We start from the raw sequence: 18,647 nt of genomic DNA on the forward strand, positions 1-18,647 counted from the left end.
CACATTCCTTACGGCATCACCAGGCATCGCCAGGATTCTCCAGGCATCCCCGTCACGAGTCGAGGACACAACAGATGAAGCAGGCATCTCTCAAGGCCCTTGGCGCCGCCGTCGTCGGTGCCGCCATCGCCGTCGGCGCGGCGGGCACCGCCGCCGCCGGCACGCTGGAGTCGGTCACCACCACGGCAACCGGCGCGGCCAAGGGGCTTCCGCTGGAGTCGGTCGCCCCGGCGGCCCCGATGGGCGGCCCGGCGCTCGTCGCCTCGGACCGGCTGATCCGCTCCGGCGTCCTGGAGCAGTCGGCGAGGGCCGCCGACACAGCGCTGGCCCCGCACCTGCCCACCGAGAAGCTGACGGGATCCGCGGAGAAACTCACCGGGCACCCGCGGGAGGCGACGGCCGAGGCCGTACCGGACGGGAAGCCCGCCGTGAAGTCCACGGGCAAGCACGCCGCGGCCCCGGCCGGGAAGCCCGCCGCCGCCCCCGCCGACAACAAGGGCAACGCCGGTCTCCTCGGCGGCCTGCCCACCAAGGCCATCGCCCCCAACGGCCTCTCGCTGCCGGGACTGGGCACCCCCAATATGAAGTGACACGCGCGGAGACGGACGAGGCGAACGGGCCGCGCACCCCGGCAGGGGTGCGCGGCCCGCGCGTCGTAAGGAGGTCGTACAGAGAGGGACCCGGTGGGTCACCAGTCCTTGGTGGCCGCCCGGGAGCTGCCCTCGGAGGGCAGCAGGATCCACAGCGCGAGGTAGAGGACGAACTGCGGGCCGGGCAGCAGGCACGACAGCAGGAACAGCACCCGCATCGTCGTCCGGGACGTCCCGAAGCGCTCGGCCAGACCCGCGCAGACTCCGGCGATCATCCTGTGGTTGCGGGGGCGGACCAGCGGAGCGGACATGGCGGCGACTCCTTCGTGTCGAGTTCGTATCGAGGTGCCATGAGGACGGAGGGAACGTTCCCTCGCCTGACGATGACTCCACGCTACGGCCGCCGTACCGGGCAAAGCGTCACTCTACGGGGCGATCCCGACCCTGGGGATCGTCGGGGTCAGGGCGCACTCCGCCTCCTCCCGGCGGGGGGCCCGGGTAGGTCCCGCCTCGGCCCTGCGGCGTAGCCGGGCCCGTACCGCCGGGACGACCGCGAGGTGCGCGGCCGTCACCCCGGTGATGTTGAGCAGCAGCGCGTCCACGTCCAGCACCTGGCCCGCGACACCGCTGCTCACCACCTGGAGGGCCAGCGAGAGCATCGCGCTGGTGAAGACCGTCCGGGCCAGCGAACCCAGCGTCGAGGCCGTGACCCGGCCCGCCGCCCAGGGCAGCAGCACCCCCAGCGGCGCGAACGGCAGCACCGCGGCTCCGATCGAGCGCGCGGCCGCCCAGGGGCTCAGCGCCAGATCGGCACGGATCGTGGCCAGCGGCTCCATGTGCGCGGCGCTCACCCAGGGGCCGGTCAACGGCCGCAGGGCGAGCCAGCCGACCACGAGGAGATGGACGGCCAGGAGGAAACAGCCCGCCACGCGGTAGCGGTGTCGGAGGGCGGGCGTACCGCCGTAGCCATGACGCTGCACGCCCCCCATGACGCCGCACGCGGGGCGCGCGGTTCCGCGTCCGGGTACAGAGAGTCAGCGCCCGTCGGCCGGTGGCAGGGGGCTGCCGTTGCTCTGCACCGTCTCCGGATGCGTACGGGTCTCGTCGGTGCAGACGTAACTCTTGGGGCGGTCGCCCGACGGACCGGCCAGGATCACCGTGGGCCGCGCGTCGGCCGCCGGCGTCCCCGCGAACGTGCACACGACCTGCGCGAGCGCGAGCGGCGCCAGGTCGTCGGGGGGCATGTTCAGCCGGAGCGTCCCCGCCGGATCGCCCTTCGCCGGACCGCCGACGGTCAGCTGCTGGGGGACCGCCGTGGAGAAACCGGCGTCGTCCTCGGCGGGCGAGGGCGGCCGCTTGAGCTCGTCCAGCAGTGCCTGGGCGAGCGCCGCCGGGTCGCCGCCCTCCGGCACGGACACCAGTCGGGTCACGGGGAGTAGCAGCGAGGTGCACAGCAGCTGGACGGACGTGGTGGCGCTGCCCGGGGTCGGCGAGGCCTGCGGACCGTGCACCACGCACGTGGCCCGCGACGGCGCGCTCCCGGCGTCCACGGGCACGGCCGTGCCCCGGATGCCGCAGCCCGACAGCCCGGCGGCGAGCGCGGACACCCCGGCCGCCAGGGCCGCCGTGCGGACGACGGCGGAACGGGCGGAACGACGGGACGGACCGGACCGGCTCATCGGCCCTCCCCCTCGGCCGGGCCCTGCGTCGGCGCCGCGTCACCGGCGGAGTCCGGGGCCGACTCGCGCGGCAGCGTCAGGGTGAAGACGGCACCGCCCTCGGGGGAGTTCTCCGCTGTGATCTCGCCACCGTGGATATGGGCGTTCTCCAGCGCGATGGACAGCCCCAGACCGCTGCCCTCCGAACGCGGCCGCGACGCGCTCGCCTTGTAGAAGCGGTCGAAGACATGCGGGAGGACGTCCTCGGGGATGCCCGGCCCGTGGTCGCGCACCGCGATCACCAGCGCCTCCTCCGTCTGCCGCACCGAGACCCGCACCGGCGAGCCGCCGTGCTTGAGGGCGTTGCCGATGAGGTTGGCCAGGATCACATCGAGCCGGCGCGGGTCGAGACGGCACATGATGCCGCGCTCGGCGTCCAGGTCGACGGCGTCCAGCCAGGCCCGCGCGTCGATGCACGCCGTGATCTGGTCGGCGATGTCCACGTCGTCCAGGACCAGCCGGGCCGTGCCCGCGTCGAAGCGGGTGACCTCCATCAGATTCTCCACCAGGTCGTTCAGCCTGCGGGTCTCGCTCACCACGAGCTGCACCGCCGGCGCGATCATCGGGTCGAGGGAGTCCGCCTCGTCCTCCAGCACCTCCGTCACCGCGGTGATCGCCGTCAGCGGAGTGCGCAGCTCGTGCGACATGTCGGCGACGAACCGGCGGCTCGCCGCCTCCCGGGAGCTGAGGTCCTCCACCCGCTTCTGCAACGCCTCGGCCGTCTTGTTGAACGTCCGCGACAGGTCCGCCAGCTCGTCGGTGCCCGAGACCCGCAGCCGGGTGTCCAGCTTCCCCTCGCCCAGTCTGCGCGCCGCGTCGCCGAGCCGCTGTACGGGCCGCAGCACCGTGGAGGCCGCGGCCTGCGCCAGCAGCGCCGAGCCGATCAGCGCCAGGCCGGTGGCGATCCCCAGCGACCAGGCCAGGGAGTTCAGGTCGGCCCGCTCGTTGTCCAGGGACTTCAGCAGGTAGCCCGTCGGCCCGCCGCCGATCACCTTCGCGCCGCCGACCAGGTACGGCTTGCCGCCGAGGGTGATCCGCTGCCAGTACAGGTGGTACGGGTAGGGGTTGGACTCGTCGACCTTCCGCTCCCGGTTGACGGCGGTCACCAGCGTCTTCGGCACGACGGACAGGGTGAACAGATCGCGGTCGGAGGGCGCGGCGCAGGTGGTGCCGCCCTTGACGGCGCCGATCAGCAGCACCTCGTACTTCTGCGAGGTGGCCGCCATCCGGTCGGCCGCCTCCTGGAGGTCCGCGCACGTGGGCACGAGCGGCAGCGAACCGGTGTTGTCCTGCAACGACTTCCGGAAGTCGTCCAGGGCGGCGTTCTGCGTCCGGGTGAGGACCGCGTCACGGTTCAGCCAGTACGCGATGGCCGACGCCGACACGGCGGCGGCGAGGGCCACCAGCGCGAAGACCAGCATCAGGCGCAGCCGCAGGCTGATCCACCGCATCCCCGGTCTCATCACATTCCTGGCCGCCGCCCAGCCCCGCACCCGACCGGGCTCTTCTGTCACTGTCCGCTCTCAGTCCTCGTGTTCGTCACTACCGCCCCCCGGAGGGATCACTGCGGGGCGTCCAGCCGGTACCCCACCCCGCGGACCGTACGGATCAGCGTCGGGGAGGACGGCACGTCCTCGACCTTGGCGCGCAGCCGCTGGACACAGGCGTCCACCAGCCGGGAGTCGCCCAAGTAGTCGTGCTCCCACACCAGCCGCAGCAGCTGCTGCCGGGAGAGCGCCTGGCCCGGCCGGCGGCTGAGCTCCAGCAGCAGCCGCAGCTCGGTCGGGGTCAGCTGCAGGTCCTGGCCGTTCTTGGTGACCGTCATCGCCGACCGGTCGATGACCAGGGAACCGAACGACGCCGAGTCGCTGGACTCCCGCTCGCCACGGCGCAGCACCGCCCTGATCCGGGCGTCCAGCACCCGGCCCTGCACCGGCTTGACCACATAGTCGTCGGCGCCGGACTCCAGCCCGACCACCACGTCGATGTCGTCGTTGCGCGCGGTCAGCAGGATGATCGGCAACTGGTCGGTCCGCCGGATGCGGCGGCACACCTCGAAGCCGTCGATGCCGGGCAGCATCACGTCCAGCACGATCAGGTCCGGACGCTGCTCCCGCAGCATCTTCAGGCCCTCCTCGCCCGACGCGGCGGTCACCACACGGTGACCCTGGCGGGACAAGGAGAACTCCAGAGCCGTGCGGATGGCGTCGTCGTCCTCGATCAGCAACAGGAAAGGCACAGTGGTCATTCTGGCCTAAGAGTGGCCGGTAGTTCGACAGAAGGACGTCGCAGCGACCCCCGCCGGTCCCGCAACGGGCGCGGCGAGGCCTGTTGCAGGGCTGTGACAGTCGGCGGACAACGCCATGAAACTGGCCCGGCAGGCTGTGATGCACCGGGCAGGACAGAGGTCCGGGAAACACTGCCGGACCCAACTGGCTCCACCGACGGGGGGCGCGAGATGAACGCACTGCACGCCACTGCGACCAGCGCAGTTCGCACGCGCTTGCACGACGCCGGGCGGGGCACCGAGAAGTCCGGTGCCGTGGGCGGGCGGGGGTGCGCTCGCGGCACCGGACGTAACGCAAGGCCGCCGTACATGGTGGCCATCGACGCGATCGCGTACGGGGAGGCCACGGTGGGCGCGGGGGGCGCCGCCACGGCCGACGGGGGGAGCGACACCGGTGTGTCGCGGACGGAGGCGGAGTTCACCGCCTACGTCCAGGAGCGCCGGGCCTCCCTGTACGCGACCGCGTACCACCTGACCGGTGACCGCCACGAGGCGGAGGACCTGCTCCAGAGCGCGCTGTTCTCCACTTACCGCGCCTGGGACCGGATCTCCGACAAGGCGGCGGTCGGCGGCTATCTGCGCCGCACCATGACCAATCTCCACATCAGCGCCTGGCGACGCCGGAAGCTCAACGAGTACCCGACGGAGGAGCTGCCGGAGACGGCCGCCGAGACCGACGCGATGCGCGGCACCGAGCTGCGCGCCGTGCTCTGGCAGGCCCTCGCCCGGCTGCCCGAGCTCCAGCGCACCATGCTCGTCCTGCGCTACTACGAGGGCCGTACGGACCCGGAGATCGCGGAGATCCTGGACATCAGCGTCGGCACGGTCAAGAGCAGCATCTGGCGGTCGCTGCGGCGGCTGCGCGATGACGAGACGATCGGCTCCGAGCGGGGCGTCCGCGAGTCCTTCGGGGAGCTCGTGGCGTAACGGACCCGGGTCGTGACGGACCGGGGGCGTGACGGACCCGGGCCGTAACGGGGGACAACGGGGGGAACAGCAGGGCCAACGGGGGAAAACGGGGGGAAGAGAGCGGGCCGGCGATCGGGGGGATCGCCGGGCCCGCTCTCGCCGTTTCCGCCTTCCGCCCCGTTTCCGCGCCCGCCGCCCGTGCGGGATCGTTTCCTCCGTGAGCTCCCGTGCCCGTGCGTCAGACGCGGACGGCCTCGCGATGGCCGGCGGCCGCCGCGGCGATCCGGCCCATGGCGGTGTCCCGGTCGCAGGCGAAGGCGCCCAGCGCCGTCTGGCGGGCCACGATGCCGCGCTCGGCGCGCATCAGCCGCAGGCCGCGCCGGACCAGGTACGGCACGGGCTTGCGGGCCTCCCGGACGTCGCGCAGCAGCCGCTGGCGGAACGTGGCGGAGGGCCGGCCGCGCAGACACAGGGCGTCCGCGAGGTGCCCGAGGTCCCGGCAGGCGCCGATGACGTCGGCGGCGAAGATCCCCTCGGCGATGAACAGCGGTGTCCGCCCGATGTCCAGGTGGCTCTCACCGGTCCGCGAGCTGGTGGAGATGTCGTACACCGGCACGTTCGTCCGGGACGTGCGGCACAGCGCGTCGATCGCGGCCACGGCGGCCTCCGCGTCCCACGACAGCGGGGAGTCCCAGTCCGTGCCGCCGCCGTCGGGGAGGAGCGGCAGCGTCGGGTCGTCGCCCTCCTTGTAGAAGTCGTCGAGGTTGAGCACCGGCAGCCCGGTACGGGCGGCGAGGGACGACTTTCCGGAGCCGGAGGGGCCGGTGAGCAGGATGACGCGCGCGGCGGGCGAGTGGGAGGTCACGGGACACCAGTGTGAGGCATTGGGCCGCATGGGGGATCCCCCTGGGTCGCGGCGTGCGCGCAAAGTAGTCGATCCACTACGTTGCGTTGTCGTTCCTTACTTTCTCACGGCAGGTGGTCATGGCCTCCCACGCACGTCACGCACGTCACGCGTTCCCCCCTCCTCCGCGCCGGCGCACGCTGATGCGCGTCGGGCTGACCGTATCCGCGGGCGCGGCGCTCGCCGCGGGCGGTACGGCCACGGCCCACGCCGAACCGCAGGCGCCGCGCGCCCAGCTGGGCCGCACGGACGTCGGGGCGGCGTTCGTGGGCACCGGTATCGCCCTGGAGAAGTCTGTCGAGGGCCTCTCACCGGTGCTGAAGTCCTTCAAGTACCACCCGCTCGCGGCCACTCCGGTGGACCCGCTGAACAACGGCGCCCGCACCCAGGTCGCGGACTTCAAGCCGGTCGGCACCGACGCGGTGACCTCCCCGGTCACCAACACGGGCCAGGTCGGCGACCTGCCCCTGGTGGGCCAGGCCCTGAACGTGCTGCCGGGCAACGCGGCCGCACCGGCGGCCTCCTGACACGACGACGGCGGCGGATTCCCGGGAGGGAATCCGCCGCCGTCGTCATGCCATCAGTAGGACGAGCCGCCCGCGCCCAGCGAACCCGTCGGGTGCCAGACGGTCTTCGTCTCCTGGAACGCCATCAGGCGCTTGGTGCCCGGGTCGGCGGACCAGTCCACAGCCTGTGGACGGACGACGCGCTTGAGGTTGTCGGCCGCGGCGATCTCCAGGGCCTTCGCCAGCTCGGCGTCGGCACCCGCGAGGTCGAGGGCGTTGACGTCCTGGTGGGCGGCGAGGGCGGGGAAGATCTCCGCGGCCTTGCCGGACAGGATGTTGACCACGCCACCGGGCACGTCGGAGGTGGCCAGCACCTCGCCCAGCGACAGCGCGGGCAGCGGCGCCTTCTCGGACGCGACGACGACCACCGTGCTACCGCCGGCGATCACCGGGGCGATCACGGAGACCAGGCCCAGCAGCGACGACTCCTGCGGCGCCACGACGGCCACGACACCGGTCGGCTCGGGGGAGGAGACGTTGAAGAACGGCCCCGCCACCGGGTTGGTGCCCCCGGCGATCTGGGCGATCTTGTCGGTCCAGCCCGCGTACCAGACCCAGCGGTCGATCGCGGCGTCCACCTGGGCGGCGGCCTTGGACTTCGAGAGCCCCTCGGCGTCGGCCACCTCGGCGACGAACTGGTCCCGGCGGCCCTCCAGCATCTCGGCGACGCGGTAGAGGACCTGGCCCCGGTTGTAGGCGGTCGCGCCCGACCAGGTACCGAAGGCCTTGCGGGCCGCGACGACGGCGTCACGGCCGTCCTTGCGGGACGACAGCGGCGCGTTGGCGAGCCACTTGCCCTTGGAGTCGGTCACCTCGTACACCCGCCCGCTCTCGGACCGGGGGAACTTGCCCCCGACGAACAGCTTGTAGGTCTTGAAGACACTGAGACGGCCCGCGGCGGAGCCGCTGATTGACTCTTTAGACATCGAGGTAGGCCTCCAGACCGTGACGACCGCCCTCGCGCCCGAAACCGGACTCCTTGTACCCACCGAAGGGCGACGTGGGATCGAACTTGTTGAACGTGTTGGCCCAGATGACACCGGCGCGCAGCTTGCTCGCGACGGCGAGCATCCGCGAACCCTTCTCGGTCCAGATGCCGGCCGACAGGCCGTACTCCGAGTTGTTGGCCTTGGCCACGGCCTCGGCGGGGGTGCGGAAGCTCAGCACGGACAGCACCGGGCCGAAGATCTCCTCGCGGGCGATGCGGTGCGCCTGGGAGACGCCCGTGAACAGCGTCGGGGCGAACCAGTAGCCGTTCGCCGGCAGCTCGCAGGCCGGGGCCCAGCGCTCGGCGCCCTCGGCCTCGCCGCTGTCGGCCAGCGCGCGGATGCGGGCCAGCTGCTCGGCGGAGTTGATCGCGCCGACGTCGGTGTTCTTGTCGAGCGGGTCGCCGACCCGCAGGGTGCTCATCCGGCGCTTCAGGGCGTCCAGCAGCTCGTCCTGGATCGACTCCTGCACCAGCAGGCGCGAACCGGCGCAGCAGACCTGGCCCTGGTTGAAGAAGATCCCGTTGATGATCCCCTCGACCGCCTGGTCGATGGGCGCGTCGTCGAAGACGATGTTGGCGCCCTTGCCGCCCAGCTCCAGGGTGAGCTTCTTGTCCGTACCGGCGACGGTCCGGGCGATCGCCTTGCCGACGGCGGTGGAGCCGGTGAAGGCGACCTTGTCGATCCCGTCGTGGGCGACGAGCGCGGCACCGGTGGTGCCGTCACCCGTCAGGATGTTGACGACACCCTTGGGCAGCCCGGCCTGACGGCAGATGTCGGCGAAGAACAGCGCCGACAGCGGCGTGGTCTCGGCCGGCTTCAGCACGACGGTGTTGCCCGCGGCCAGCGCCGGGGCGATCTTCCACGCCAGCATCAGCAGCGGGAAGTTCCACGGGATGACCTGGCCGGCGACGCCCAGCGGCTTCGGGTCCGGCCCGAAACCGGCGTGGCCCAGCTTGTCGGCCCAGCCCGCGTAGTAGAAGAAGTGCGCGGCGACCAGCGGCAGGTCCGCGTCGCGCGTCTCCTTGATCGGCTTGCCGTTGTCCAGGGTCTCCAGGACGGCCAGCTCGCGCGAGCGCTCCTGGATGATCCGGGCGATGCGGAAGAGGTACTTCGCGCGCTCGGAGCCCGGCAGCGCGGACCACTTCTCGAACGCCTTGCGGGCGGCCTTCACCGCCGCGTCGACGTCCTCGGCCGAGGCCTGCGCGACCTCGGACAGCACTTCCTCCGTCGACGGGGAGACGGTCTTGAAGACCTTCCCGTCGGACGCGTCGCGGAACTCGCCGTCGATGAACAGCCCGTACGACGGGGCGATGTCGACGACCGAGCGCGACTCGGGCGCCGGAGCGTATTCAAAAGCCATGGTCAGTCCACCGTCACATAGTCGGGACCGGAGTAGCGCCCGGTGCTGAGCTTCTGGCGCTGCATCAGCAGGTCGTTGAGCAGGCTGGAGGCGCCGAAGCGGAACCACTCGTTGGTCAGCCACTCCTCGCCCACGGTCTCGTTGACCAGCACCAGGAACTTCAGCGCGTCCTTGGTCGTCCGGATGCCGCCGGCCGGCTTCACTCCGACCTGTACCCCGGTCGCGGCGCGGAAGTCGCGCACGGCCTCCAGCATCAGGAGGGTGTTCGCCGGGGTGGCGTTCACGGCCACCTTGCCGGTGGACGTCTTGATGAAGTCGGCGCCCGCGAGCATGCCCAGCCAGGAGGCGCGGCGGATGTTGTCGTACGTCGACAGCTCACCGGTCTCGAAGATGACCTTCAGCCGGGCGGCGGTGCCGTCGGGGCGGACACAGGCGTCCTTGACGGCCTTGATCTCCTCGAAGACGGACAGATAGCGCCCGGAGAGGAAGGCACCGCGGTCGATGACCATGTCGATCTCGTCCGCGCCCGCGGCGACGGCGTCGACCGTGTCGGCCAGCTTGACGGGGAGGGCGGCGCGGCCGGCCGGGAAGGCCGTCGCGACGGAGGCGACCTTGACCTCCGAGCCCGCGAGGGCCTCGGCGGCGGTCGCCACCATGTCGGGGTAGACGCAGATCGCGGCGGTGCGCGGCGTGCCGCGGTCCGTCGGGTCCGGGTTGAGGGCCTTGGCGCACAGCGCCCGGACCTTGCCCGGGGTGTCCGCGCCCTCCAGGGTCGTCAGGTCGATCATGGAGATCGCCAGGTCGATGGCGTACGCCTTCGCCGTCGTCTTGATCGATCGGGTGCCCAGCGCCGCGGCGCGGGCCTCCAGCCCGACCGGGTCGACGCCCGGGAGGCCGTGCAGGAAGCGGCGCAGCGAGGCGTCGGAGGCGGTGACGTCCGCCATCGAAGCGAGTCGCTCAGCGGCCTCGTTGCCGGATGAGGAGAACCTCGGGGAGGGGGTCATGGTCACCGGATGAGCATATCTACGCGCGTAGCGCGTGTCACCCCCTCCGGAGGCCCTTCTTCCGCGGTGGGGGACATGTCCTGACTCATCCATATTCATCGGCAAGCGATGGGTCATCCTCCGGTTGCTGTTGATGTTTGGTGACAATTACGCGAAGGCGTGATCACACAAGATCCATAGATTCTTCTCAGCAACACCGCCCGCCCTCTCCGGCCTCAACCGAACCGAGGAAAGCGGCATGCGAATCCCCTACCTCTGACTCCACTAGGAGCCCTGCATGTCTGCTCTGTCCCCGCGCCGCCGCTCCGCCCTGCGTGCCGCGATCACCACTGCCGCCCTCGCGGGTGCCGTACTGGCCCCGACCACCGCCGCGTTCGCGGCGGAGCCGACGGCTCCTGCGGCTCCCGCCGCCCCCACGGCTCCCACCGCCAAGACGGCCGAGCCGGCTGCGGAGAAGAAGACCGAGACCGCCACGGGCACCGCCACCGCCACCAAGAAGGACGCCGGCACCAAGGCCGAGACGGGCACCAAGGCCAAGACCGAGACGGGCGCGAAGGCCGAGACCGGCAAGAGCGAGGAGAAGGTCGTCGGCAGCTGGTGGCTGCGCCGCACCCTCACCCTCTCCGACGGCAGCGTGGCGAAGGTCTACCAGTCGGGCCCGGAGACCCACCGCGTGGACATCGTCTCGGGCGGCGAGGTCGTCAAGTCCGTCAAGGTCGACGGCCGGGACAAGACCTTCGAGTACAACGGCATGGAGCTCACGCTCACCGCTCTGACCGGCGAGGTCCTCGGCGGCCAGAAGGTCTTCGGCAGCTGGTGGCTGCACCGCAAGGTGACCCTCGCGGACGGCAGCCTGGCGAAGGTCTACGAGTCGGGCCCGGAGACCCACCGCGTGGACATCGTCTCGGGCGGCGAGGTCGTCAAGTCGGTCAAGGCCGACGGCCGGAACGTGACGTTCGAGTACCACGGCATGACGCTCACCCTCACCGCTCTGACCGGCGAGGTCCTCAACGTCAGCGACAAGGGCGGCGCCGGCCAGGGCCCCGTCACCCCCGTCCGCTACGCGGGCAACGTCATCTACATCGGCAACGGCATGGTCGCCGTGCTCCGCAACGACCCCGAGGCCGGCGGTCCCGAGGCGTGGATCCGCCACGTCGGCGAGCAGTGGAAGTCCGGCGACAACTTCATGGTCAAGGTCGTCGGCAAGCTCGACCGCGACAACACGTCCGCGACGATCGGGGGCCTTCAGCTGCGCCTGGTCGACGCCGACGGCGCCGCCCCCGTGCTCGAGGTGAAGGGTGACGGCGGCACCAAGACCTTCGCCCTCCCCAAGGGTCAGCCGGCCGGCAAGAGCGGCGCGTCCACCGGCTCCGCCGCCAACGCCACCCAGGCCAAGGCCGTCAACGCCTCCGCCCAGCTGACCCAGACCAAGGCGATCCCGCAGGGCGGCGTGGCCGCCGGTGCCGAGGGTGTGCGCGACGGCAACGACACCATGCTCCTCGCGGCCGGTGGCGCCCTCGCCTCCGTCAGCGCCGCCGGCGTCGCCTTCGCCGTGCTGCGCCGCCGTGTCGCCGGCTCCGCCGTCTGAGCCACGACCCCACCCGCTCGCGAGGGCGGGCCGCCACCTCACCGGCGGCCCGCCCTCGCGCCGTAGCGTCCGTCCAGGAGCTTCCGCATGACCTCGCCCTCCGGCGACCTCGCCCGCGCCCGCCGGGTCGCGGCGGCCGCGCTGCTCGCCGTCGCCCTCGGCGGCGGACTGCTCGCCTGCGGCACCGGCCCGCACACGGCCAAGGCCGGCGCCCATGTGTCGGCGGCCTCGGCACCGCGCCCCTCCGCCGCTCCCGCGCTGCCCGCCTCCAAGCCCGTGCGCGTCAGCATCCCGGCGGCCTCGGTCGACACCGGACCCGTCCTCGAACTCGGGCTCGCCGACGACGGCACCGTCGAGGTCCCCTCCGTCGAGCAGGCCGACCGCGTCGGCTGGTACGACAAGGGCGTCACGCCCGGTGAGACCGGCCCCGCCGTCCTCATCGGCCACTACGACACCGCCGAGGGCCCGGCCGTCCTCAAGGACATCGCCAAGGTCCGCGTCGGCGACCGCGTCACCGTCACCCGCGCCGACGGCTCCACCGCGACCTTCACCGTTCGCGAACTGCAACAGGTCGACAAGAAGAACTTCCCCACCCAGCGGGTCTACGGCAACACCGACCGCCCGGAGCTCCGCCTCATCACCTGCGGCGGCGACCTCCGCGACGGCCACCGGCCCGACAACATCGTCGTCTACGCCGACCTCACGTCGAGCACGCCGTCGCACACGTCCGCCACCGGTCGTCCGTAGCCGCGCCCCGTCGTGCAGAATCGGCGCCATGACGAGATCCCCTGACGCCTCCGGCCAGGAATACGCCGAGCGGTGCTTCCGCTCCTCCGCCGGCATCGGCGGCGGCGTACTGCTGCTCGCCCTGTCCGCGTGGCTGGGCGGCGACGCGATGCTGCGCGGCACGGGCAACGCGCCATGGCTCGCGCTGGCGGGGCTGCTCTTCGCGGTGCCGATGATCGTCGCGTTCACGCTGCGGCCCGCGGTGTGGGCGGGGGAGGACCGGCTGCTGGTGCGGAACCCCTTCCGTACGATCACCCTGCCGTGGGCCTCGGTCGAGGGCGTCCGGGCGGGTTACTCCAGTGAGGTCTTCGCGGACGGGAAGAAGTACCAGCTCTGGGCGATCCCCGTGTCGCTGAAGCAGCGCAAGCGGGCGGCGCGGCGGCAGGCGCGGGATGCGGCGCAGGACGTGACGGGGCGTGTCTCCGTGACCGCCGCCCATCCCTCCGGGCCGCTGCGGGCCCCGTCCGATCAGGCGATCGAGGATCTGCGGGAGCTTGCTGAGCGGGGCGCTTCCCGCGCGGGGGCGCAGGGGTCGCCCACGGTGCGGTGGGCGTACGAGTTGATTGCGCCTTCGGTGGTGGGGTTGCTGCTTTTTGCCGCGCTGGCGGCGGTCGGCTGAGGCCGCGTTTCCGGGTGCCCCCGGTGGGGGGTGCCCGCGCCTGGCGGCGCGGGGTGGGGTGGGCGCGGCCCGGTGGTCCGGTTTGTGCCCACCCGTTCCGCCCTGCGGAACGCCTGCCCACAAACGGGCGTGAGGGCCCGTCCACCCCGCCCCGCCCCCGACCCACCCACCCGCCGTCAGCCCCCGGACGTCAGATGCCCGCCGCCCGCGACAGGTCCGTCTTGATGCCCGCCAGGACCTCGTCCGCGTGCCGTCGCGCGTCGGCCAGCGCCGCCGCCGACGCCACCGGCACCACGACCTCCAGGTAGCACTTCAGCTTCGGCTCCGTACCGCTCGGCCGCACGATGACCCGCGCCCCCGACACCGTCCCCGCCTCGTCGCCCGCCAGGGCGTACCGCAGGCCGTCCGTCGGCGGCAGCGACTCCGTGCCCTTGGACAGGTCCTCCGCGGAGACCACGTGCAGCCCCGCCAGGATCACCGGCGGCGCCTCCCGCAGCTTCCGCATCGCCGACGCGATCAGCGACAGGTCCTCCACCCGCACCGACAGCTGGTCCGTGGCGTGCAGCCCGTGCTCGACCGCCAGGTCGTCCAGGAGGTCGCTCAGCGTCCGGTCCGACTGCTTCAGCTCGGCCGCCAGCTCGGCCACGAGCAGCGCCGCCGTGATGCCGTCCTTGTCGCGCACGCCCTCCGGGTCGACGCAGTAGCCCAGCGCCTCCTCGTAGGCGTAGCGCAGGCCGTCCACGCGGGCGAGCCACTTGAAGCCGGTGAGCGTCTCCTCGTACGACGCGCCCGGCGCGCCCGCCGCGATGCGGGACAGCAGGGAGGACGAGACGATCGTCGTCGCGAACGCGCCGCGGGCATTCTTGTGCACCAGGTGCTCGGCCAGCAGCGCTCCCACCTCGTCGCCGCGCAGCATCCGCCAGCCCTCGACGTTGTCGGGGTCCGGCACGGCCACGGCGCAGCGGTCCGCGTCGGGGTCGTTGGCGATGATGATGTCGGGCGCGCCGCCCGCCTCCGCGGCCGCGCGGGCCGTCGCGAAGGCGAGGTCCATCGCGCCCGGCTCCTCCGGGTTGGGGAAGGCCACCGTCGGGAAGTCCGGGTCCGGCTCGGCCTGCTCGGCGACGACGACCGGCTCCGGGAAGCCGGCGCGCTCGAACGCGGCGGTCAGCACGGAGCGGCCCACGCCGTGCATGGGCGTGTAGACGACGCGGACGTCACGGGCGGAGCCGTCGGTGAGGACGGCGTCGGTGCGCGCCAGATAGGCGCCGACGACGTCCTCCTCGCTGAGGAGCTCCCAGCCCTCGGACGGGCGCGGGACGTCGTTCAGGCTGGCGATCGCGGCGATCTCGGCGGCGATGCCGGCGTCGGCGGGCGGCACGATCTGGGAGCCGTCGCCCAGGTAGACCTTGTAGCCGTTGTCGCGCGGCGGGTTGTGGCTGGCCGTGACCTCCACGCCGGCGACCGCGCCGAGGTGGCGGATGGCGAAGGCGAGGACGGGCGTGGGCAGGGGCCGCGGCAGCAGCGCGGCCTTGAGGCCCGCGCCGACCATGACGGCGGCGGTGTCCAGCGCGAAGTCGGCGGACTTGTGGCGGGCGTCGTAGCCGATGACGACGGTGCCACCGGCCTGGCCCTGCTTCTTCAGGTACGCGGCGAGGCCGGCGGCGGCGCGGATGACGACGGTGCGGTTCATGCGCATGGGGCCGGCGCCGAGCTCACCGCGGAGGCCGGCGGTGCCGAACTGCAGGGTGCCGGCGAAGCGGGTGCTCAGCTCGGCGACGTCGCCGGCGTCGATGAGCTTGGCGAGCTCGTCGCGGGTCTCGGGGTCGGGGTCCTCGGCGAGCCAGGTCCGGGCCTGTGCGATGAGGTCTCGCTCCACGGGTTCTCCTCCGGAGGGGTTCGGGGGGTGCGCTTGCGGTGCTGGGTGGGCCGGGGCCGGGGTGGGACGGACCCCTCTGGGGCTGCATTATTTACGGCCTCGGGCCAACGGAACAGCGAACCCGGCAGGCCGCCGCAAATAACGCTTTACGCCCCTGCCGGGGCCCGTCCCGCCCCGGCCCCTCCCGCCGTACGGCGTCTGCGGCCCGGCGGGGCTGCCTCCCACCCGTCCCGGCCGACGTGGGCGTCGGGCGATTGCCGGGCAATCGGGCGGGCGGGTGGGGTGGAGCCGCGCCGGAGGCGCGGAAAAACCCGCGCCGGAGGCGCGAAGAGGCGCCCCCGGCACGGGGTGGGGTCCAAGGTCAGAGCTTGGGCAGGACCTGGGCGAGGAGCGAGCCCATGCGGGCCGCCGCGTCGCGACCGGCCTCGAGGACCTCTTCGTGGTTGAGGGGCTCACCGGTCATGCCGGCGGCGAGGTTGGTCACCAGGGAGATGCCCAGGACCTCCGCGCCCGCCTCGCGGGCCGCGATGGCCTCGAGGGTGGTGGACATGCCGACGAGGTCGCCACCGAGGGTGCGGACCATCTTGATCTCGGCGGGGGTCTCGTAGTGCGGGCCGGGGAGCTGGACGTAGACGCCCTCCTCCAGGGTGGCGTCCACCTCCTTGCACAGGGCGCGCAGACGGGGGGAGTACAGGTCGGTGAGGTCGACGAAGTTGGCGCCGACGATCGGCGAGGTCGCCGTCATGTTGATGTGGTCGCTGATCAGCACCGGCTGGCCGGGGCGCATGCCGTCGCGGAGGCCGCCGCAGCCGTTGGTGAGGACGACGGTCTTGCAGCCGGCGGCCACGGACGTGCGGACGCCGTGGACGACGGCGGCGACACCGCGGCCCTCGTAGTAGTGCGTACGGCCGAGGAAGACGAGCGCGCGCTTGTCGTTGACCTTGTAGGAGCGGACCGTGCCCGCGTGGCCCGCGACGGCTGCGGCGGAGAAGCCGGGGAGCTCGGTCACCGGGAACTCGGCCTCGGGGGTGCCGAGGGCGTCGGTGGCGGGGACCCAGCCGGAGCCCATGACCAGGGCGACGTCGTGGGTCTCGGCGCCCGTGAGCTCGCGGAGACGGGCGGCGGCGGCGTCGGCCGCGGCGTACGGGTCGGCCTGGATGTCGGGGGTTACAGAAGCGTTCACGCGGACGAGGGTAGCCGCTCCTGGCCTACGCGCGTAGATGTCGCTGGTTACGGTGTTCCGATTGTTGCTTTGTGCGTTGCGACGAGATGGGATCGTCACTTTCCGCACATACCCGGTGGGCTCAGCAGGGCCGCTTGCGCAGTTCCATGACGTAGTCGTGGGGCGCGCCCGCGGATTCCGCCGCGTCGGCGATCTCGCCGAGGTAGCGGGCGGAGGGGAGTCCTCCCTCGTAGCCGTTGAGGACGTAGACCCAGGCCGGCTCCTCTCCGTCGAGAGTGTGCACCCGGACCCGCATCCGGCGGTAGACATCCAGACCGACACCCTCCCAACGGTCCATCGAGTCCTCGTCCATCGGAGCGATGTCGTAGAGGGCGACGAAGACCTGGGAGCGGGGGGCTTCCACGATCGTTGCGAGCGCGCCCTCCCAGCCCATCTGCTCCCCGCCGAAGGTCAGCCGCCAGCCGTTGAGCCAGCCGGTGCCGCGCAGCGGTGAGTGGGGGGCGCGGCGGGACATCAGCCGCGCGTCGAGGTTGCCGGCGTACGCGGCGTAGAGCGACATGGTTCCGAGGGTACGGGAGTGAGGCGGAACGGCATTTGGGGTGGCAGTCTCGAAGGGGAGATCGCGCGAACGTTCTGGCGGGTTTCGCTCGGGATTCGGAGAGGATTCGCGGAGGAATCACGGAGGAATCACGGAGGGATCGCGCTAAGGAGGCCCCGGAAGGAGTCGCTTTGATGGGTGCGGGACAATGGAGTACGTGACTCGGATCGTGATCATCGGTGGCGGACCCGGCGGCTACGAGGCAGCGCTTGTCGCTGCCCAGCTCGGCGCGGAGGTGACCGTCGTCGACTGCGACGGTCTGGGTGGGGCGTCGGTGCTGACCGACTGCGTTCCCTCGAAGACTCTTATCGCTACAGCGGAAGTGATGACCAACTTCGACTCCTCCTACGAGGAGCTGGGGATCATCGTCGCCGACGACACCCCACCGCTGGAGCAGGCGGCGCGGGTGATGGGCGTGGACCTGGGCAAGGTCAACCGGCGTGTGAAGCGTCTCGCGCTGGCCCAGTCGCATGACATCACCGCCTCGGTGACCCGGGCGGGTGGCCGTGTGATGCGCGGGCGCGGGCGGCTGGAGCCGCAGCAGGCGCCGGACGGGTCGCGCCGGGTGGTCGTGACGGCCGCCGACGGCACCGAGGAGACGCTGGTCGCCGACGCCGTGCTGGTCGCCACCGGCGCCCACCCCCGGGAGATCCCGGACGCGCTGCCCGACGGCGAGCGCATCCTGAACTGGACGCAGGTCTACGACCTCGACGAGCTCCCCGAGGAGCTGATCGTGGTCGGCTCCGGTGTGACCGGTGCCGAGTTCGCCGGCGCCTACCAGGCGCTGGGCTCCAAGGTGACGCTGGTCTCCTCGCGCGACCGGGTGCTGCCGGGCGAGGACCCGGACGCGGCCGCCGTGCTGGAGGACGTCTTCCGGCGCCGCGGCATGAACGTCATGGCACGCTCGCGCGCCCAGTCCGCCAAACGGGTGGGGGACCGGGTCGAGGTCACGCTGGCCGACGGCCGTGTGATCACCGGTACCCACTGCCTGATGGCCGTGGGCTCGATCCCCAATACGGCGGGGATCGGGCTGGAGGAGGCCGGGGTCCGGCTCCAGGAGTCCGGGCACATCTGGACGGACAAGGTCTCGCGGACGTCCGCGCCGGGCGTCTACGCGGCCGGTGACTGCACCGGAGTGTTCGCGCTGGCGTCGGTGGCGGCGATGCAGGGCCGTATCGCGATGTACCACTTCCTGGGTGACGCGGTGGCGCCGCTCAATCTGAAGACGGTATCCGCGAACGTATTTACGGATCCGGAGATTGCGACGGTCGGGTACACCCAGGCCGATGTCGACAACGGTCTCATCGACGCCCGGGTCGTCAAGCTTCCGCTGCTGCGCAATCCGCGGGCGAAGATGCAGGGCATTCGCGACGGTTTCGTGAAGATGTTCTGCCGGCCCGGCACGGGCATCGTCGTCGGTGGTGTGGTCGTATCGCCGCGGGCCAGTGAGCTCATTCATCCGATCTCGATCGCCGTCGACAACAATCTGACGGTCGAGCAGATCGCCAACGCGTTCACCGTCTACCCGTCCCTCTCGGGCTCGGTCGCCGAGGTGGCACGGCAGTTGCACACGAGGAAGACGCAGCGCGAAGCGTAAGGAAGGCCAAGGGGGAGTGGCGGGGGAGCCGTTTGTTCCGGTTCCCTATACCACCTCTTGGGTCGCACTACGG

19 protein-coding genes are annotated in these 18,647 nt (G+C 72.0%); 7 read left to right on the forward strand and 12 right to left on the reverse strand.

Annotation, left to right across the window (positions count from 1 at the left end):
- Positions 1-74: 74 nt before the first annotated feature.
- Positions 75-590: a hypothetical protein gene (locus ACFYZR_RS05560; protein ID WP_391905392.1), complete on the forward strand. Its 516-nt coding sequence runs from the start codon at positions 75-77 to the stop codon at positions 588-590.
- A gap of 98 nt (positions 591-688) precedes the next feature.
- Here the strand turns inward: ACFYZR_RS05560 and ACFYZR_RS05565 are convergent, their stop codons facing one another.
- From ACFYZR_RS05565 to afsQ1, 5 genes are all read right to left on the reverse strand, one after another.
- Positions 689-901, reverse strand: coding sequence for a PspC domain-containing protein (locus ACFYZR_RS05565; RefSeq protein WP_391905394.1), 213 nt, complete (start codon positions 899-901; stop codon positions 689-691).
- 114 nt (positions 902-1,015) lie between these two features.
- Entirely contained in the window at positions 1,016-1,570 is a 555-nt protein-coding gene (locus tag ACFYZR_RS05570; protein ID WP_391905397.1) for a VanZ family protein, read from the reverse strand.
- A 54-nt stretch (positions 1,571-1,624) separates the two neighbouring features.
- A complete protein-coding gene (locus tag ACFYZR_RS05575) occupies positions 1,625-2,269 on the reverse strand; it encodes a hypothetical protein (RefSeq protein WP_391905399.1) in 645 nt (214 codons plus the stop codon).
- The gene (locus ACFYZR_RS05580; RefSeq protein WP_391905402.1) at positions 2,266-3,759 is read right to left on the reverse strand and encodes an ATP-binding protein; all 1,494 of its coding nucleotides are present in this window, start codon (positions 3,757-3,759) and stop codon (positions 2,266-2,268) included. Before ACFYZR_RS05580 ends, ACFYZR_RS05575 begins: the two co-directional genes overlap by 4 nt.
- Positions 3,760-3,869: 110 nt before the next feature.
- Entirely contained in the window at positions 3,870-4,547 is a 678-nt protein-coding gene (afsQ1, locus tag ACFYZR_RS05585; protein ID WP_189453544.1) for a two-component system response regulator AfsQ1, read from the reverse strand.
- A gap of 219 nt (positions 4,548-4,766) precedes the next feature.
- Between afsQ1 and ACFYZR_RS05590 the strand changes: the two genes are divergently transcribed.
- Complete coding sequence (locus tag ACFYZR_RS05590; RefSeq protein WP_391905405.1) at positions 4,767-5,522, forward strand: SigE family RNA polymerase sigma factor; 756 nt, start codon at positions 4,767-4,769, stop codon at positions 5,520-5,522.
- 220 nt (positions 5,523-5,742) lie between these two features.
- Here the strand turns inward: ACFYZR_RS05590 and ACFYZR_RS05595 are convergent, their stop codons facing one another.
- Positions 5,743-6,399 (reverse strand): ATP-binding protein, encoded by a 657-nt coding sequence (locus ACFYZR_RS05595; protein ID WP_391905408.1) that lies wholly within the window; start codon positions 6,397-6,399, stop codon positions 5,743-5,745.
- Positions 6,400-6,551: 152 nt separating this feature from the next.
- Here ACFYZR_RS05595 and ACFYZR_RS05600 point away from each other — a divergent pair, with 152 nt between their 5' ends.
- On the forward strand, positions 6,552-6,935 hold the full coding sequence (locus ACFYZR_RS05600) for a hypothetical protein (protein ID WP_391905411.1): 384 nt from the start codon (positions 6,552-6,554) through the stop codon (positions 6,933-6,935).
- A 53-nt stretch (positions 6,936-6,988) separates the two neighbouring features.
- On the opposite strand, the gene ACFYZR_RS05605 is transcribed toward ACFYZR_RS05600, so the two are convergent.
- The 3 genes from ACFYZR_RS05605 to deoC are packed head-to-tail and all read right to left on the reverse strand — an operon-like array spanning position 6,989 to position 10,327.
- Positions 6,989-7,900 (reverse strand): aldehyde dehydrogenase family protein, encoded by a 912-nt coding sequence (locus tag ACFYZR_RS05605; protein WP_391905414.1) that lies wholly within the window; start codon positions 7,898-7,900, stop codon positions 6,989-6,991.
- The gene (locus ACFYZR_RS05610) at positions 7,893-9,323 is read right to left on the reverse strand and encodes an aldehyde dehydrogenase family protein (RefSeq protein ID WP_391905417.1); all 1,431 of its coding nucleotides are present in this window, start codon (positions 9,321-9,323) and stop codon (positions 7,893-7,895) included. Before ACFYZR_RS05610 ends, ACFYZR_RS05605 begins: the two co-directional genes overlap by 8 nt.
- A gap of 2 nt (positions 9,324-9,325) precedes the next feature.
- The gene (deoC, locus tag ACFYZR_RS05615; protein ID WP_391906038.1) at positions 9,326-10,327 is read right to left on the reverse strand and encodes a deoxyribose-phosphate aldolase; all 1,002 of its coding nucleotides are present in this window, start codon (positions 10,325-10,327) and stop codon (positions 9,326-9,328) included.
- Between the two features lie 277 nt (positions 10,328-10,604).
- Between deoC and ACFYZR_RS05620 the strand changes: the two genes are divergently transcribed.
- From ACFYZR_RS05620 to ACFYZR_RS05630, 3 genes are all read left to right on the forward strand, one after another.
- Positions 10,605-11,915 carry a hypothetical protein gene (locus ACFYZR_RS05620; RefSeq protein ID WP_391905419.1) on the forward strand — a complete coding sequence of 437 codons (1,311 nt, stop codon included), beginning with the start codon at positions 10,605-10,607 and terminating at the stop codon, positions 11,913-11,915.
- Between the two features lie 87 nt (positions 11,916-12,002).
- Positions 12,003-12,662 (forward strand): class F sortase, encoded by a 660-nt coding sequence (locus ACFYZR_RS05625; protein ID WP_391905422.1) that lies wholly within the window; start codon positions 12,003-12,005, stop codon positions 12,660-12,662.
- Positions 12,663-12,690: 28 nt separating this feature from the next.
- Positions 12,691-13,320, forward strand: coding sequence for a PH domain-containing protein (locus tag ACFYZR_RS05630; protein ID WP_391905425.1), 630 nt, complete (start codon positions 12,691-12,693; stop codon positions 13,318-13,320).
- Between the two features lie 190 nt (positions 13,321-13,510).
- Here ACFYZR_RS05630 and ACFYZR_RS05635 read toward each other — a convergent pair whose 3' ends face one another.
- From ACFYZR_RS05635 to ACFYZR_RS05645, 3 genes are all read right to left on the reverse strand, one after another.
- Positions 13,511-15,196 (reverse strand): phospho-sugar mutase, encoded by a 1,686-nt coding sequence (locus tag ACFYZR_RS05635; protein ID WP_391905427.1) that lies wholly within the window; start codon positions 15,194-15,196, stop codon positions 13,511-13,513.
- A gap of 361 nt (positions 15,197-15,557) precedes the next feature.
- Positions 15,558-16,379: a purine-nucleoside phosphorylase gene (locus ACFYZR_RS05640; protein ID WP_229357868.1), complete on the reverse strand. Its 822-nt coding sequence runs from the start codon at positions 16,377-16,379 to the stop codon at positions 15,558-15,560.
- Positions 16,380-16,500: 121 nt separating this feature from the next.
- Positions 16,501-16,938, reverse strand: coding sequence for a gamma-glutamylcyclotransferase (locus tag ACFYZR_RS05645; RefSeq protein WP_126915713.1), 438 nt, complete (start codon positions 16,936-16,938; stop codon positions 16,501-16,503).
- Positions 16,939-17,125: 187 nt separating this feature from the next.
- On the opposite strand from ACFYZR_RS05645, the gene ACFYZR_RS05650 reads away from it, so the two are divergent.
- Positions 17,126-18,574 carry an NAD(P)H-quinone dehydrogenase gene (locus ACFYZR_RS05650; protein ID WP_391905432.1) on the forward strand — a complete coding sequence of 483 codons (1,449 nt, stop codon included), beginning with the start codon at positions 17,126-17,128 and terminating at the stop codon, positions 18,572-18,574.
- Positions 18,575-18,647: the final 73 nt, after the last annotated feature.

It is taken from the genome of Streptomyces sp. NPDC001678 (assembly GCF_042892945.1).
Classification (GTDB): domain Bacteria; phylum Actinomycetota; class Actinomycetes; order Streptomycetales; family Streptomycetaceae; genus Streptomyces.

What these genes read in the sequence shown, in the direction of transcription:
- ACFYZR_RS05560 (WP_391905392.1), top strand. Translation starts at nt 75, where the DNA reads ATGAAGCAGGCATCTCTCAAGGCCCTTGGCGCCGCCGTCGTCGGTGCC.
- ACFYZR_RS05565 (WP_391905394.1), bottom strand. Translation starts at nt 901, where the DNA reads ATGTCCGCTCCGCTGGTCCGCCCCCGCAACCACAGGATGATCGCCGGA.
- ACFYZR_RS05575 (WP_391905399.1), bottom strand. Translation starts at nt 2,269, where the DNA reads ATGAGCCGGTCCGGTCCGTCCCGTCGTTCCGCCCGTTCCGCCGTCGTC.
- ACFYZR_RS05580 (WP_391905402.1), bottom strand. Translation starts at nt 3,759, where the DNA reads ATGCGGTGGATCAGCCTGCGGCTGCGCCTGATGCTGGTCTTCGCGCTG.
- ACFYZR_RS05590 (WP_391905405.1), top strand. Translation starts at nt 4,767, where the DNA reads ATGAACGCACTGCACGCCACTGCGACCAGCGCAGTTCGCACGCGCTTG.
- ACFYZR_RS05595 (WP_391905408.1), bottom strand. Translation starts at nt 6,399, where the DNA reads ATGCGGCCCAATGCCTCACACTGGTGTCCCGTGACCTCCCACTCGCCC.
- ACFYZR_RS05600 (WP_391905411.1), top strand. Translation starts at nt 6,552, where the DNA reads ATGCGCGTCGGGCTGACCGTATCCGCGGGCGCGGCGCTCGCCGCGGGC.
- ACFYZR_RS05605 (WP_391905414.1), bottom strand. Translation starts at nt 7,900, where the DNA reads ATGTCTAAAGAGTCAATCAGCGGCTCCGCCGCGGGCCGTCTCAGTGTC.
- ACFYZR_RS05610 (WP_391905417.1), bottom strand. Translation starts at nt 9,323, where the DNA reads ATGGCTTTTGAATACGCTCCGGCGCCCGAGTCGCGCTCGGTCGTCGAC.
- deoC (WP_391906038.1), bottom strand. Translation starts at nt 10,327, where the DNA reads ATGACCCCCTCCCCGAGGTTCTCCTCATCCGGCAACGAGGCCGCTGAG.
- ACFYZR_RS05620 (WP_391905419.1), top strand. Translation starts at nt 10,605, where the DNA reads ATGTCTGCTCTGTCCCCGCGCCGCCGCTCCGCCCTGCGTGCCGCGATC.
- ACFYZR_RS05625 (WP_391905422.1), top strand. Translation starts at nt 12,003, where the DNA reads ATGACCTCGCCCTCCGGCGACCTCGCCCGCGCCCGCCGGGTCGCGGCG.
- ACFYZR_RS05630 (WP_391905425.1), top strand. Translation starts at nt 12,691, where the DNA reads ATGACGAGATCCCCTGACGCCTCCGGCCAGGAATACGCCGAGCGGTGC.
- ACFYZR_RS05645 (WP_126915713.1), bottom strand. Translation starts at nt 16,938, where the DNA reads ATGTCGCTCTACGCCGCGTACGCCGGCAACCTCGACGCGCGGCTGATG.
- ACFYZR_RS05650 (WP_391905432.1), top strand. Translation starts at nt 17,126, where the DNA reads ATGGAGTACGTGACTCGGATCGTGATCATCGGTGGCGGACCCGGCGGC.